General features: G+C 54.4%; 13 protein-coding genes and 2 pseudogenes. 8 read left to right on the top strand and 7 right to left on the bottom strand.

Annotated elements, in window-relative coordinates; genetic code table 11:
• The first annotated feature begins 222 nt into the window (after positions 1-222).
• Positions 223-1,455, top strand: a complete 1,233-nt coding sequence (locus SGN16_RS18030) for a hypothetical protein (protein WP_339101729.1) — start codon at positions 223-225, stop codon at positions 1,453-1,455.
• On the top strand, positions 1,448-2,491 hold the full coding sequence (locus SGN16_RS18025; RefSeq protein WP_339101728.1) for a hypothetical protein: 1,044 nt from the start codon (positions 1,448-1,450) through the stop codon (positions 2,489-2,491). Before SGN16_RS18030 ends, SGN16_RS18025 begins: the two co-directional genes overlap by 8 nt.
• A 217-nt stretch (positions 2,492-2,708) precedes the next feature.
• On the opposite strand, the pseudogene SGN16_RS18020 reads toward SGN16_RS18025, so the two are convergent.
• Positions 2,709-2,914, bottom strand: a pseudogene (locus tag SGN16_RS18020) (tautomerase family protein); the annotation flags it as partial.
• Between the two features lie 57 nt (positions 2,915-2,971).
• The gene (locus SGN16_RS18015) at positions 2,972-3,892 is read right to left on the bottom strand and encodes a LysR substrate-binding domain-containing protein (RefSeq protein ID WP_339101727.1); all 921 of its coding nucleotides are present in this window, start codon (positions 3,890-3,892) and stop codon (positions 2,972-2,974) included.
• Between the two features lie 180 nt (positions 3,893-4,072).
• Here SGN16_RS18015 and choX point away from each other — a divergent pair, with 180 nt between their 5' ends.
• From choX to SGN16_RS18000, 3 genes are all read left to right on the top strand, one after another.
• A complete protein-coding gene (gene choX, locus SGN16_RS18010) occupies positions 4,073-5,017 on the top strand; it encodes a choline ABC transporter substrate-binding protein (protein ID WP_210639348.1) in 945 nt (314 codons plus the stop codon).
• Positions 5,018-5,122: 105 nt separating this feature from the next.
• Entirely contained in the window at positions 5,123-6,250 is a 1,128-nt protein-coding gene (locus SGN16_RS18005) for a TauD/TfdA family dioxygenase (RefSeq protein ID WP_339101725.1), read from the top strand.
• Between the two features lies 1 nt (position 6,251).
• A complete protein-coding gene (locus tag SGN16_RS18000) occupies positions 6,252-6,836 on the top strand; it encodes an HD domain-containing protein (protein WP_210639346.1) in 585 nt (194 codons plus the stop codon).
• Between the two features lie 57 nt (positions 6,837-6,893).
• Here SGN16_RS18000 and SGN16_RS17995 read toward each other — a convergent pair whose 3' ends face one another.
• Positions 6,894-7,778: a LysR family transcriptional regulator gene (locus SGN16_RS17995; RefSeq protein WP_339101724.1), complete on the bottom strand. Its 885-nt coding sequence runs from the start codon at positions 7,776-7,778 to the stop codon at positions 6,894-6,896.
• Positions 7,779-7,892: 114 nt separating this feature from the next.
• On the opposite strand from SGN16_RS17995, the gene argC reads away from it, so the two are divergent.
• On the top strand, positions 7,893-8,822 hold the full coding sequence (gene argC / locus SGN16_RS17990) for an N-acetyl-gamma-glutamyl-phosphate reductase (protein WP_339101722.1): 930 nt from the start codon (positions 7,893-7,895) through the stop codon (positions 8,820-8,822).
• A 167-nt stretch (positions 8,823-8,989) separates the two neighbouring features.
• Positions 8,990-9,295 (top strand): NIPSNAP family protein, encoded by a 306-nt coding sequence (locus SGN16_RS17985; protein ID WP_339101721.1) that lies wholly within the window; start codon positions 8,990-8,992, stop codon positions 9,293-9,295.
• Between the two features lie 40 nt (positions 9,296-9,335).
• Here the strand turns inward: SGN16_RS17985 and SGN16_RS17980 are convergent, their stop codons facing one another.
• Positions 9,336-9,710 carry a tautomerase family protein gene (locus SGN16_RS17980; RefSeq protein WP_339101720.1) on the bottom strand — a complete coding sequence of 125 codons (375 nt, stop codon included), beginning with the start codon at positions 9,708-9,710 and terminating at the stop codon, positions 9,336-9,338.
• Between the two features lie 106 nt (positions 9,711-9,816).
• Here SGN16_RS17980 and SGN16_RS17975 point away from each other — a divergent pair, with 106 nt between their 5' ends.
• Positions 9,817-10,704: a LysR substrate-binding domain-containing protein gene (locus SGN16_RS17975; RefSeq protein ID WP_339102109.1), complete on the top strand. Its 888-nt coding sequence runs from the start codon at positions 9,817-9,819 to the stop codon at positions 10,702-10,704.
• An 8-nt stretch (positions 10,705-10,712) separates the two neighbouring features.
• Here SGN16_RS17975 and SGN16_RS17970 read toward each other — a convergent pair.
• The 3 genes and pseudogenes from SGN16_RS17970 to SGN16_RS17960 form a co-directional block, all read right to left on the bottom strand.
• Positions 10,713-10,988, bottom strand: a pseudogene (locus tag SGN16_RS17970) (GNAT family N-acetyltransferase); the annotation flags it as partial.
• Positions 10,989-11,016: 28 nt separating this feature from the next.
• The gene (locus SGN16_RS17965; RefSeq protein ID WP_339101718.1) at positions 11,017-12,870 is read right to left on the bottom strand and encodes an ABC transporter ATP-binding protein; all 1,854 of its coding nucleotides are present in this window, start codon (positions 12,868-12,870) and stop codon (positions 11,017-11,019) included.
• 159 nt (positions 12,871-13,029) lie between these two features.
• Positions 13,030-13,707 carry a phytanoyl-CoA dioxygenase family protein gene (locus tag SGN16_RS17960; protein WP_339101717.1) on the bottom strand — a complete coding sequence of 226 codons (678 nt, stop codon included), beginning with the start codon at positions 13,705-13,707 and terminating at the stop codon, positions 13,030-13,032.
• Positions 13,708-13,783 lie beyond the last annotated feature (76 nt).

The following is a 13,783-nucleotide window of genomic DNA, read 5'->3' as shown; positions in this document are numbered from 1 at the left end:
GTAAGATATCAGCTAAATTTTCCCGGGGTCGTTTTATAGTGGATGATCGTATTTAGCTCAGAGCCTACCATTAATGTAGCTGTGCCGCGTGACGACATGATGATGTCCTACTTGGCTAGCGCTGAATCGAGGTTCTAGCTCATCCTCCCCCCTTCGGCATATGGTGGACAGATCGGAATAACGAATAAAAATTATGGGCTAGACTCTTCAGGGAGAAATGATATGAACTATATAGTGCTCATCGTACTTGTATTGTTTGTCGAAGGTTGCACCACGGGCTCTGGATTCTCTGAGCGAGACAGAAATGTAATAAATACTCCTGATTATTTTGATAACAGAGTGTTTTATGTATCCCCAAATAAAAAGAATGACGTTTATGAGCTATCGCGTTCGGATACATTAATCCCAGATGAATCCTCCGATATAGGTCATGGCAGCCCAATATCCGTAATTCTGGATAGCGTCACACTGCCGCGTACTGACAGCTCCCGGACGATGGACATTGCTATCGTGATAGAAGTTGGGGCGTCAGACAATGGATCTAGTACCCCGATAGTCGCTTGGTATCAACGAGGTGTTAATCCGGATCAAGCGCTAAATTTTTCAAATTTATTGCTGTATTTCGAACCTCGCTGGGATGCTCGAGTAGCACCTCTATTTCACATTAGGGTTATAGATGTATACGCTGAAAAAAATCAGGAGGCTCGAGATGCATTGGCTCAAGTCAGTCAACTCTCTCAATCGTTAAGTCCAATAGCATCAGGAGTGAATCAAGCTGCCTTTAGCTTGGGGGTAAAAGCCGCTGGGCTTATTCTTTCGAATCGAGACAATAGACAACTTCTTGACTATACCGTGCAGTTTTACTCCTCTGAGGCTATCAGTAACTCATACGGCTCAGACCTTACGCCATTAAGGAGGGGGCGTTTTATTCTTCTAAGTAGGCCAATAGACAAAGCTAACACGAGTTCGTATTGGAATACGTTCAGAGGAGCTTTTGATCCAGCTTCAAAAAATGTAATTTCCCAAGGTGAGGTTGTAATGTCTCCAACCGTCACTGTGACGGTTTCAACCGCGCAAACAATTGTTCCAGTATTGGTGTCGTCCCGATCGTTATATCTACAGTCGTTGCTGAGTAATTCCCAGCAAAAAAATGCAGCAAGCATTGAAGTCGCCGCTGCATCAGTTCTTGGGGCCGCAAAAACATATTCAAGTATTGATAATCTTAGGCGGCTACGTGATAAAAGGAGTTTGGCCCAAGTTATCGCGTTGGAAAAAGATCAAGCTTCCGCTACAAAAGTTAGCGATGATGATAAAGCCATGATTAGGGCGACATTAAGCGAGTTGACCGGTTGTCATCTTGATTCAGCCGACAAGGTTGCACTATGGGTGAATGCCAACGCATATCCCGAGTTCGAGGAAAAAAAGTTTAGGTTGAAAGGGGATGTCTGTGAATAAGTTATCGGTCGTCGCACTCGTTTTTATTTCAGGTGTTGGTCCCGCTGCGTTGGCGGCGGAGGTTGCGGGGTGGGTTACTATTTATCCCTCTTATAAGTCCCTCAAGTTGCCGGAGAGAGCTTCCGAAAATAGTGCTGTAATCATTTTAACTGGGGACACTCCATCCGGTGGTTTAGGGCCATTTGAAGTTGTTACCGCGAAAAATGGCGAATTTTCCTGGGAGGTACAGAATAATTTATCAACCGAACTCTCTCTTGTAGCAAGGCATCGGGAAAAACCAAATGGTTTTGAAATGAGGTCCTCATATAAGTTTGAATTAGTCGATACAGGCATAAGCCTCAACGAGATTGCCCTCGTGGAAACTAATAGATTAGCATCGGATCAATATTCAATAGCCAATGTGAAACTGAATAGTCTCGCCGCTCAGTACCCTTGCTTAACGCATGGCAAGAGTCACTCGGCTATCGAAGCCTGTTGGAGGCGAGATCCAGCGGCGTTCGAGGGGGCATATCCCCAAGCGCGTAAAGTTCTTGCTGAACTTGAGAGAATTAAAATTAAAGATAATTACAGATACGTATTTTCTGAAAAATTACACCTCATGACATTGCTGACGATGTACTGCGCGCAAAATAAACTTTCCGACTTTGATCAGGGGTGGATAGATCAAGCAGATCATGAGGGCGAATTGAGGGAGCAGGTGTTTTCACTATATGAGTGCGCAAAAGGGAAGGGGGTAGAGGTAGAAAATCTTTCATATCGAGAGGTTAGAAATTACATAGCAAGTCGAACCGGTGATCGGAGCAGTGACGCTGTAAGAGGCCTGCTAAGGGTATGGCTGGATACCTACTATTCTGAAGCGAATACTACAGAAGCGGCCAAAGTTGCCGATTTCATAAAGCTGAACGAATATGAAGAGGAGTGGGGCGCGTTCATTACTTTGTTGCACGGCGTTGCACGCAGACCGTTTTTTCATCCCGCATCGAGTCTTACCCCTCAAAGTGTAAACGATGCCAAACTTGAGTTAATGAGCCTTTAGCTAAATCGAGTTCTATTGGTCATCGCTGTATATCACCTTGAGCCCTGACTCTGAACACGAAGTACTGGCTACGTGAGCCAGGGCTTTGGAGCAGTTGCTTGGTTCATGCGAGTTGAGGCAGATTCCGCAGCGGTATGCGCAGATCACTGGACAGTGAAGTCGCGGAACTGGCGAAAACCGGCTGCGCAAGCCTTCAAGCTCTGCACAAACCTGAAGGCTAGTTGCCCCGGCCACCACCAAACGACCATTCATCGCTAGTCATGGTGGTGATCACCACCATGACATCCTCCGCGTTGAGACCTGGCGCTCGCCTAAGTTTCTCGAGCAGATCGCGGTAGAAACGCTGTTTCGTCTCGACGCTTCGAGGGCGGCAGCGGTAATTGTTATCAGCACAAAGTCATGGCTACGCGGTTCACCCAGGTAGTCCGACTTCCCCGATGCAGTGAAATACATGAAAACGGCAGCCCCAGCCTCAGGGCGTCACGTACTCGCCTGAACAATGGACGACTTGAACCAGTCGATCACAGGAGTGATCAGTGCGTTGTTGCGATGCCTGGTACGCAGCAGATAACCGTGATCCTCACGTAACACTGTTGGCCCCAGCCGCACCAATAACCCGTCCTGCACGGCCTTCTCCACCAGCGCCCCCCACGCGAGCGTGAGGCCATGCCCTTGAATAGCGGCGTTCAACAGCAGCGGATAATTGTTGAAGGTGAAGCTCGTCTTCTCGTCAATTGGACCGAACCCGGCCAAGGATGACCACCTTGCCCAGTCTAGCCATCGAGGGTTGCGCTCATCCATATGCAGCAGTGCAACAGATCGCAGATCCCGCGCTGTCACATCAGCGCCCAAGCCATGTGCCAGGGCAAAACCTGGGCTACACACAGGGAAGACTCTTTCAGGTGCGAGCATGATCTCCGTATCTTGCCTTGGGTTTCGTTGATCGAAACTGATGGCAAGGTCGACGTCATGGAGATTGGAGATGTCGTGTGTATCTACCGGAAGAATTTGGAACCGCAGATCAGGGAATTCACGCTGCAAGATATGCAGACGAGGCAATAGCCAGAGATGAGAGAAGCCGAAATTGGCAGAAATTGTGATTAAAGGGACATGGTTGGAGAAACCTGCCTGAACGCGCTCCAGCGCCGAATGCAAATTTGACAACAGCGGTGATAGGTCTTCATAGAAGCGTTTGCCACCCAAGGTCGGTCGAAGCTGATTGCCGGACCGATCAAGCAACGCCCCCCCGATAGATTCCTCAAGGCTTCTGATCTGCTGAGAAATGGCAGGTTGAGTCGTCCCGATTTCTTTGGCCGCTGCGGTCATGGACCCCAATCTCACTGCGGCCTCGAAGGCCAGAAGCGCCTTCATCGCAGGAACAGCTCTCTTCTCGTCAGCCATAAGATTTTTGCATGCCACGTATAAGGTTTGAGTGGGTATCTCAACTGTCATCAACTACTTAGTCTTGGACTGGCGCCGACATCCAAAACAACAATAACTCGGTCATCCTCACATACAAATTCATTCGCTGCCAAGCCCCACAAAAACACCGTCGATCAATCTGGTATGCGGAGAATCGCCATGCGTAAATCACTGTTGTATCTAACTTTTTATGGGCTGACCGTTTCATCACTGGGCGCCTTTGCGGCGACTGATACCGAGCAGTGCAAATCCATTCGACTAGCCGATTTAGGTTGGGCTGATAACGCCGCTAATAATGGCGTGACCATGGCGGTTGCAGAGTCCATAGGGTATTCCCCCAGCAAGACCATGGTCGCAGTGCCCATCGCTCTCGCCTCGATCCAGGGAGGAAAGTTGGATGCGTTTCTTGATTACTGGTCCCCATCGCTCGACCCCACAGTCATGCCGTTGGTCAATGAAGGCAAGCTTCTTAAGCAACAGCCGCCAAACATGACAGGGGCCAAGTACACCTTGGCGGTTCCTACCTACTTGGCGGAACAGGGCCTGCATTCCTTTCAGGATCTCGCGAAATTCAAAGATCAGTTGGGCGGCAAGATCTACGGTATCGAGCCCGGAAGCGGAGGCAATTCTTCATTGAAGAAAATGATCGAGAAGAACCTCTATGGCCTAGGCGGCTTCACGCTGGTTGAGTCCAGTGAGACTGCCATGCGGATGGAGGTCTCGCGTGCCATCGCTCGTAATAAGCCGATTGTGTTCCTGGGCTGGGCTCCGCACCCCATGAACCTCGAATTCAAGATGACCTATCTGTCCGGCGGGGATGAGGTGTTTGGTCCCGACTATGGTGCAGCCTCGGTCTACACCGTCACCGCGCCTGATTACGCAACACGTTGTCCGAACGCAGCGAAGCTCATCAGCAACATGCGTTTCGACACCGACATGGAAAGCGAAATCATGGTGGGTATTTTGAACAAACAGGATCCTGTGTTGCTCGCCAAAGTGTGGATCAAGAAGAACCCGGCCTGGCTGGAAAAATGGCTGGACGGTATTACCACCTTTGACGGCAAAGATGCCATGACTGCGTCCCGCACCTACTTTGGCATCTGACGCTTTGTATTAGAAAAATGCATGGCATGGATTCGGCTTTCCGGCGTTTCCATTGGCCATGTTTTTTCCAAGAATGGCTTCACCTCCACCCTCAGGATCTGTGAAATGCAAGCCACTGAATTGAAAATTCAAAAGACCCCACCGGCGGTGAAATTCTCGACAGGGCAGAACGAGTACGATGTTCCTGCCTTATGGCTCCGGGAAAAAACCCAAGACCCTGACTCTACGGACACGATCACTCAGCAACGTCTGTTCGATTCCCACCTCATTGATCCAGACATCCAAGTGACTGCAGTAGAGGTGCTGACACAGGGTCGAGTAAAGATATCCTTCAGTGATGGACACAGCGCCATCTATTCAACGGACTTGCTTTTGGCCGAGATACTCGATGCGGATCGTACTCCCTCAGTTGTCACCTGGGACAGCGATCTGGATCAACGCCTCGTGCGGCATGACTGGCGTGCGCTGAGCGATGACCAGGCATTTGAAGCTGCACTGACGGCGTATCTGAAATATGGCTATATCGTGCTGACACATGTTCCTAACACACAGGAGCAGGTATTAGACGTCGGCAGTAAATTTGGGTATGTGAAAGAAACCAATTTCGGCAAATATTTCGAAGTCTACTCAAAGCCTCAAGCGAACGACCTGGCTTATCGCAGTGTGCGTCTGGGGCCGCACACCGATAACCCCTACCGCGACCCAGTTCCAGGCATCCAGCTACTTCACTGTCTGATCAATGAAACCACAGGTGGGCTTTCCACGCTGGTCGACAGCGTCAAGGTCGTTGATGCACTAAGACGGGAGGATCCTACGGGTTATATGCTGCTCAAGAACACACCCGTTCGGTTTCGATTTGTAGATAAAGGGGTCGAATTGACTACTCGACGTCCTATGATCAACACCGATGAGACAGGCCAAACCCTGGGTGTTCACTACAGCCCTCGGTTGGACAGTTTGCCGCTGTTGAGCTCTGACGATGTAAAAGCATTCCACAAGGCCCGCAAACGCCTCGCTGAACTGTTCAACCATCCGGATTATGAAATCCAGTTTCGACTGCAAGCCGGGGAGCTGATGCTTTTCGACAACAGTCGAGTTCTCCATGGCCGCACCAGCTACGATCCAACGCAAGGGCATCGGCATCTACAAGGCTGCTATATCGACCTGGATGGTCCGCTTGAGCGCTTGAGCGAAATTCGTAAACGGAAAAAATCAACTGAAGAGGCTGCATGAGATGGATCAGGTCAATTTCACCCGAATGAAGGATGGTACTCGCGAGGAATATCATTTCCTTGAGCATTTGGAGAGTGAGTTCAACAAGGGCTTGGCTGACCGGATTCTGAATGCCCTGCAAGGGTTGGCCACGACGTTGAGCGGTTACAAGGTCAACCGCCTCGAACACTCGCTTCAAACCGCCGCGCGTGCCGAGGCCGACGGTGCCGATGAGGACATGATTGTAGGAGCACTGATCCATGACTTAGGTGATGACCTAGCCCCTTACAACCACTCCCAATACGCGGCTTCCATCATCCGGCCCTATGTTCGCGGCGAGGTGGCCTGGGTTCTTCATCATCATGGTCTATTTCAGAGTTTCTACTACGCCCATCATTTCGGTGACGATCGGAACGAGAGAGACCGCTACAAGGATCATCCTTGCTTTCAACTGTGTGTCGATTTTTGCGAGCGATGGGACCAAGCTTCTTTCGACCCCAACTATCCGACCCCTGATTTAGTGCACTTCACACCAATGGTAAGGCGGATATTCGCTCGCAAGCCATTTGATCCAGCCGTTCTGGGTGCGGAATATTCGCTTGCTTAAGGAAGCAGAAGGGCTTGGTAACCCTGGGTCAGGGCGCTGGTGGAGCGCCCCGACATCCTACCCCGCACTCAACCCCCACAACACATCCAACACATGTTGCGTAGACCGCTCGACATCGCCACCCCGATGGGCAATCCCCAGTTCACGCCACAATAAGGGCTGCAATGGCCTCATGACGATCCGGGTATCGGGCAAGGGCGTGGAGGCTTCATGGGGCAACAACGTCGCGCCATAACCGGCAGCCACCAGGCTTTTGATCGCATCGTTGTAGTTCAGTTGAATACGCGGCGTAGGCTGGCGTTCAACACTGGCGAACCACTCCGACGTCAGGCGCGAAAGCCGAGTGGTGTTGTCATTCAGAATCAATGGCTGAGCGGCCAGCCAACCGGGCGTTACGACATCCGGGCATTCCCAGCGAGTCGGCAAGAAGGCCATGACCGGGTCCCGCCGCCATGGCTCGATCCGCAATCCCTTCACCGGAGGCTGCGGCAGCGCGACCAGACCGATCTCCAACGAGCCCTCGGCGAGCTTCTTCAAAGTCTCCTGTGAGGTAAGCACCGCGACCTGCACATCGATAGCGGGATGGCGTTGGCCTAACGTCTCCAACGCTTGCGGCAGCAACTGGGCAATGGCCCCTGTGGAGGCTCCCAGCCGTACACGCCCGGCCAAGCCCTGTACCTGACGCTCCACGTCCTCGAGCGCCTGCTCGGCATCGGCCAACAGGCGCCGCGCGCGTTCCACCAGCGTTTCGCCAATCGCCGAAGGCTGAATGCGCCCACGCGTGCGCGACAACAGCTTGCCGCCAACCCGCGACTCCAGGTCGGCGATATGCAAACTGACCGTGGGGGGAGCGAGGTGCAATGCGCGAGCGGCCTCGGCAAACGAGCCCAAGTCGACAATGGCCACCAACGTTCGCAGACGGTCCAGGCTGATTTCACGCATGCGTCATTCCGTGTTCAGAAAAACTGAATCTTATCGTTTATAAATTCAACTTTTCCAATCTTGGCTCTTCATTGAAGATGAAATCTCCTGATTTCCTGTGTCCGAGAGCATTCCATGGCCATTCCTCATGTATTCATCGATGGCGACCAAGGCACCACCGGGTTGCAAATTCATCAACGTCTATGTCACCGGACCGATCTGCGGCTCGTCACCCTCAGCCCCGAACATCGCAAGGATCCGCAGCGCCGCGCTGAAATCATCAACGACTGCGACATCGCGATTCTCTGCTTGCCCGACCAGGCTGCGCGCGACGCCGTAGCGAGCATCAAAAACTCCACTGTTCGCGTGATTGACGCAAGTTCCGCACACCGTACCCACCCAGACTGGGTCTATGGTTTCGCGCAGATGAACGCGCAGCAGGCCAGACAAATCGCCACGGCGCGGCGTGTCAGCAACCCCGGTTGCTATCCTACCGGGGCGATAGGGCTGCTGCGCCCACTGCTGGAGGCCGGTCTACTGCCGACGGACTACCCGACGAACATTCATGCTGTGTCGGGCTATTCCGGAAAAGGACGCGCCGGCGTGCAAGAGCATGAGGGCGAGGGCGCTTCGCAAGCACCTGCGTTCCAGGTTTACGGCCTGGGATTGGCACACAAACATATCCCCGAGATCCAGCAGCACAGCGGTTTGACGGAGCGGCCGATGTTCGTGCCGGCCTATGGGGCTTTTCGGCAGGGGATCGTGCTGACCATCCCATTGCAACTTCGGTTGTTGGCACCGGGCGTGGATGCGACGCGGCTGCACGCATGCCTTATGCAGCACTACGCCGACGCGCGCCATGTACAGGTCATGTCGATGGAGGAGGCTAAAGCGTTGACGCACCTCGATCCTCAGGCGCTTAACGGGACTGATAGCTTGCAGTTGGTGGTGTTTGAAAATGACGAGACAGGACAGGTTCTGTTGGCTGCGGTATTTGACAATCTTGGGAAGGGAGCCGCTGGGGCGGCAGTGCAGAATCTGGATTTGATGATGGCGGGAATGTGACTTCACTCACTGATGCTTGAGTCCATGACAGGCAGCAATCGGATCAGAGGTGCATGTACGGTCCTAAATTAGCTGGGCAGATGTAATGGCAGCTAAGGGACCCGAAGCTGCCATCGACGACTCATGTGTAGAATAACCACCTCCCCATTTTTCAAAGGAGTGAACCGGTGATCACTTGCCACGTCAGGTATGTAATCGATCCCTACCAGATCCCGGCTTTCGAAAGCTATTCTAGACATTGGATTCGTGTGGTGACCCGCATGGGAGGAAAGCACCACGGCTACTTTCTACCAGCCGAAGGCGCCAATAACATTGCTTATTGCCTATTCAGCTTTTCCAGCCTGGCAGATTATGAGCAGTACCGTAGGGAGGCTGAAGTAGATCCTGAGTGCGTTCAATTGGTAACGCAGGCTACCGAGCAGAAATTCATCCTGAGCTACGAACGCAGTTTCCTTCGCCCCATTCTTGATTGAAGCGCGATTCTTCACTTCACGCTCTGCACAAACCTGAAGGCTAATTGCCCCGGCCACCACCAAACGACCATTCATCACTGGCCGTGGTGGTGATCACCACCATTACGTCCTCCGCGTTGAGACCTGGCGCTCGCCTCAGTTTTTCGACCAGATCGCGGTAGAACCGTTGTTTCGTCTCGACGCTTCGAGGACGGCCAGCGGTAATCGCGATCAGCACAAAGTCATGGCTACGGGGTCCACCCAGGTAATCGGGGTCAAATATCAGCTCGCCCTCTTCATGTTGGTGAATGACCTGGAAGCGATCGGCCCTCGGCACTTCGAAGCTATCAACCAAGGCGTCGTGCAACCCCTGGGACAATGCCTGTAAATACTCGGCTGACTTCCCCCGGTGCAGTGAAATACGTGAGAACGGCATAACAGTTACTCCTATGGCTAAATCGACAGGGGAAAACTATCAAGTCGCGTTAGTTCCGAATATCAGATTTAATAAAGAGGATCATCCCAAATTAGTGGACTATCCAATGCGCCGTCCGACTTTCGATCTTGATGTATTGCGTACTTTCGTCACCGGCGTGGAATTCAACAGCTTTGCCAAAGCGGCGGATCGTCTCGGTCGATCGACTTCCGCCGTGAGCGCTCAATTGAAGAAACTTGAGGCGCAGATCGGCACTCCGGTACTGGCCAAATCCGGTCGAGGGTTAGTCTTGACGCCTGTAGGTGAATCACTGCTCAGTCATGCCCGTCGGTTGCTGGAACTGAACGACGGCATTTTCCAGACCCTGCATGAAAACCAAACCGCCGGGACCATTCGCCTCGGGCTTCAAGAAGACTTTGGGGAACATTTGCTGAGCGAGATCCTTCGACGCTTCGTCCAGACTTATCCAATGGTAACTCTCGAGGTCAGGATCGCACGTAACGCCGAACTGCTTGCGCTGGTCGAAAGTGCCGGCCTGGACTTGGCCCTGACGTGGGACACAGGGCATACCTCGCCCTATGCCACGCGACTGGGCGAAACACAGATGCACTGGATCGGGCTTCGTGACACGCCGCCACTTACCTACCTTGCGGACTCACCGCTGCCATTGATCATGTTCGACGCGCCTTGCGTGTTGCGCAGCGCCGCCACACAGGCACTGGATGCCGCGCAAATGCCCTGGCGAATCGCCCTGACCAGCCCCAGCGTCGCGGGTATCTGGGCGGCCGTCGCCGCAGGCTTGGGCCTGACGCTGCGAACTCGCATTGGGCTGCCGAGCCATCTCGCCGTCATTTCCGGCTTGCCGGCCGTACCAAGCCTTGGCTATGTGCTTCACAGCAGTGGTGAAGAACCGACACCCGCCATCAAACAACTGGCCGTGTTGATCAAAACGAGCCTGCAAGAGCATGTGTTCGGTTTTGCGGTTGCGCAATAGTTGGTGGTGCTGATGCGTGGTTCGACCGAGTAGCCCAGCGACTCATAGAACGTTTTGACGTTCTCATTTGCGCTGACAATTTGCAGGTTGATCTTCATGCACCCTCGGGCAGTCAACGCGCCCTCAGCATGACGGACCAGGTTTGCCCCTAATTCTTTTCTACGGTGTGCGCAATGCTCAGGACGAACTCCCAGCGCCTGCGCTCCGAGATGGAACATCTCAGACGCCGGTTTCGCAATGCCGCACGCCTCAGAGCAAATCATCGTTTCAATGACCTCGCCGAAACGATCACTCCGGGACCCACGCTCACGCCTATTCCACCGCCTCAACCACGCCCTGATCCTCGCCCAGAAATCCGCCGCTCTGGTGATGCCACAACCGCGCATAGGTACCGTTCTTCCCCAGCAATTCCGTGTGGGTGCCTTGTTCTATGATGCGCCCGTCATCCATCACGATGAGCCTGTCCATGGCGGCAATCGTGGATAGACGATGGGCGATGGCAATCACGGTCTTGCCCTGCATCATTTCATCGAGGCTTTCCTGGATGGCCACTTCGACTTCGGAATCCAGCGCGCTAGTGGCCTCGTCCAGTAGCAGGATCGGGGCATTCTTGAGCATCACGCGGGCAATCGCCACGCGTTGACGCTGGCCGCCCGACAGCTTGATACCACGCTCACCGACCAGGGTGTCGTAGCCGCTATGGCCATGCTTGTCGCTCAGTTGGCTGATGAAGCCATCGGCCTGGGCATTGATGGCGGCGCTGCGGATTTGCTCGTCGGTTGCGTCGGGGCGACCGTAGGCGATGTTGTCGCGAATGGACCGGTGCAGCAGGGAAGTATCCTGAGTGACCATGCCGATGGCGCTGCGCAGACTGTCCTGCGTGACGTGCGCGATGTTTTGCCCATCAATGCGAATCTCACCCTTGTCCACATCGTAGAAGCGTAACAGCAGGTTGATGAGCGTGGATTTGCCGGCGCCGGAGCGACCCACCAAGCCAATTTTTTCCCCCGCGCGGATGCTCAGGCTCAGCCCGTCGAGCACTTGGCGTTCGCCGTTGTAGTTGAAGCTCACATTGTCGAAGGTCACCGCACCGCCAGTGGTCACCAGCACCTTCGCGTCCGGCGCGTCCTGCACCTTGGGGCCGCGGGTCAAGGTGGCCATGCCATCCTGCACGGTGCCGATGTTCTCGAACAGCGAGGTCATTTGCCACATGATCCAGTGCGACATGCCATTGATGCGCAACGCCATGGCGGTAATCGCCGCCACGGCACCCGCGCCGACTTCGCCTTGATGCCACAGCCACAGGGCATAACCGCCTGCACCCATGATCAACGCGACCACCAGTGCCTGGTTGACGATTTCGAATTGGCTGACCAGGCGCATCTGGCGCAAGCCAGTGAGCTTGAAATCCTCCATCGCAGCGCGGGCGAAGTGAGCTTCGCGTTTGGAGTGCGAGAACAGCTTCACCGTGGTGATGTTGGTATAGGCATCAGAGATACGGCCGGTCATCGATGACCGCGCATTGGCCTGTTCCTGCCCGACTTTTCCCAGCCGGGGCACGAAGTAGCGCATGGCCAGGCCGAACAACGCGACCCAGGCAATGAAAGGCAGCATCAGCTTCAGGTCGAAGCCACCGGCCAGTGCGATGATCGCGATGAAGTAAACGCCGATTCCCGGTGCGATCTCGATGAGGGTGAACAGCACCTCGCGCACCGACAGCGCCGTCTGCATCACCTTGGTGGTGACGCGGCCGGAGAACTCATCGGAGAAGAACGAAAGGCTTTGCCGCAGCATCAGCCGGTGAAAATCCCAGCGCAGCCGCAACGGTAGGTTGATTGCCAATATCTGGTGCTGCACCATCGTGCGCAATGCGACAAGCCCGATACTGGTCAGCAATACGATGGCGATGCCCCACAGCACGCGGCTTTCCTGCACCGCCGCATCGCCGCCGGCCTGCCAGGTCGACAGCAGGTCGACGACCTGTCCGAGGAAAGAAAACAGCCAGGCTTCGTAAATCGACACACCGGCGCTGAGCAGCGCCAGCGCGAGAATATAGCCGCGGGCGCCGCGGGTGCAGGCCCAGAGAAATCGCGCCAAGCCTTCAGGCGGCGGCGGTACCTCGTCGGGCGGGAAGGGGTCGAGCCATTTTTCAAACGTGCGAAGCATGGTGATCTCCAAGACATCCAGTGGGGAGATTCTGGCATCTAAAGGTGGCCTTGAGGGGGAGGAAGGTTAATCAATGGCCATTTCTGGCCGGAAGCAGTCCCGGTCGAACGCCCTATCGACTGACTGCTGCCCCTTCAGACTGGCAGAAATTGAAAAGAGCTATCTCTGGACGGCAAAACCCAAAGGCTCGAACCGCTCACGCGTATCCATACGAACATTACGCAGCCCCACGGTTTCCAAGTGTGAGGCGTACAGCGACTCCGAAAAATAGCCGATCAGAATCGAGCGACGGCGTGCGCCAATCGAGTTCACACTGCCCGCATGCACCAAGTCGACATCGAACACCAGGATGTCACCGGCGCAGCCTGAAAGCTGTACGGAGTGTGATTCGTCGTTGAAGTCGAACGACGGCTCTCCCAGCGCGGGGCGATGGCTCCCGGGGACGATACGAGTCGCGCCGTTCTCGGGGCCATAGTCGTCAAAAAAAGCCAGGGCCATGGCGATGTCGCCTGGTCGTTGGGCCGACAAATCGCGGTGCAGCTGTTGGTGGCCACCACCGGCAAGAGGCTCGCGCCCCTCCACCTGCGAGAGAAAGAACCGCTCCCCGATCAACTCACCCGCCACCGCCAGTACCTGGGGCAGGCGACACACAGCCTGAACCTTCGCATCATCGTCCAGCATCGAATAACGCCAGTCCACGCCACGCGGCGCTGGCCACTGGTCCGATGGCCTCACACCAGCATCGAACACGGCACGCAGGTCTTCCAGCCACTCGGCCGGGATCGCTCGATGGAGCAGGGCGTAGCCGTCTCGATGGAGTTGCTCGCGGTCGGTCATGGTTTTTTCGACTTCCTTGTGCGGACGCTTGCAAGGCTAGTATTCAAAGCAAAGTTGGACCACCCCGACACTACAA

The organism is Pseudomonas sp. G166, from assembly GCF_037027455.2.
GTDB lineage: Bacteria > Pseudomonadota > Gammaproteobacteria > Pseudomonadales > Pseudomonadaceae > Aquipseudomonas.
The sequence above is the reverse complement of the archived record's forward strand: the minus strand, read 5'-3'. Positions and strand labels throughout refer to the sequence as shown.

Excerpts from the sequence above, each read along its gene's own strand:
- SGN16_RS17995 (WP_339101724.1), bottom strand. The coding sequence starts at position 7,778 with ATGCGTGAAATCAGCCTGGACCGTCTGCGAACGTTGGTGGCCATTGTC.
- argC (WP_339101722.1), top strand. The coding sequence starts at position 7,893 with ATGGCCATTCCTCATGTATTCATCGATGGCGACCAAGGCACCACCGGG.
- SGN16_RS18005 (WP_339101725.1), top strand. The coding sequence starts at position 5,123 with ATGCAAGCCACTGAATTGAAAATTCAAAAGACCCCACCGGCGGTGAAA.
- SGN16_RS18030 (WP_339101729.1), top strand. The coding sequence starts at position 223 with ATGAACTATATAGTGCTCATCGTACTTGTATTGTTTGTCGAAGGTTGC.
- SGN16_RS17975 (WP_339102109.1), top strand. The coding sequence starts at position 9,817 with ATGCGCCGTCCGACTTTCGATCTTGATGTATTGCGTACTTTCGTCACC.
- SGN16_RS18000 (WP_210639346.1), top strand. The coding sequence starts at position 6,252 with ATGGATCAGGTCAATTTCACCCGAATGAAGGATGGTACTCGCGAGGAA.
- SGN16_RS18015 (WP_339101727.1), bottom strand. The coding sequence starts at position 3,892 with ATGGCTGACGAGAAGAGAGCTGTTCCTGCGATGAAGGCGCTTCTGGCC.
- SGN16_RS17960 (WP_339101717.1), bottom strand. The coding sequence starts at position 13,707 with ATGACCGACCGCGAGCAACTCCATCGAGACGGCTACGCCCTGCTCCAT.
- SGN16_RS17965 (WP_339101718.1), bottom strand. The coding sequence starts at position 12,870 with ATGCTTCGCACGTTTGAAAAATGGCTCGACCCCTTCCCGCCCGACGAG.
- choX (WP_210639348.1), top strand. The coding sequence starts at position 4,073 with ATGCGTAAATCACTGTTGTATCTAACTTTTTATGGGCTGACCGTTTCA.
- SGN16_RS17980 (WP_339101720.1), bottom strand. The coding sequence starts at position 9,710 with ATGCCGTTCTCACGTATTTCACTGCACCGGGGGAAGTCAGCCGAGTAT.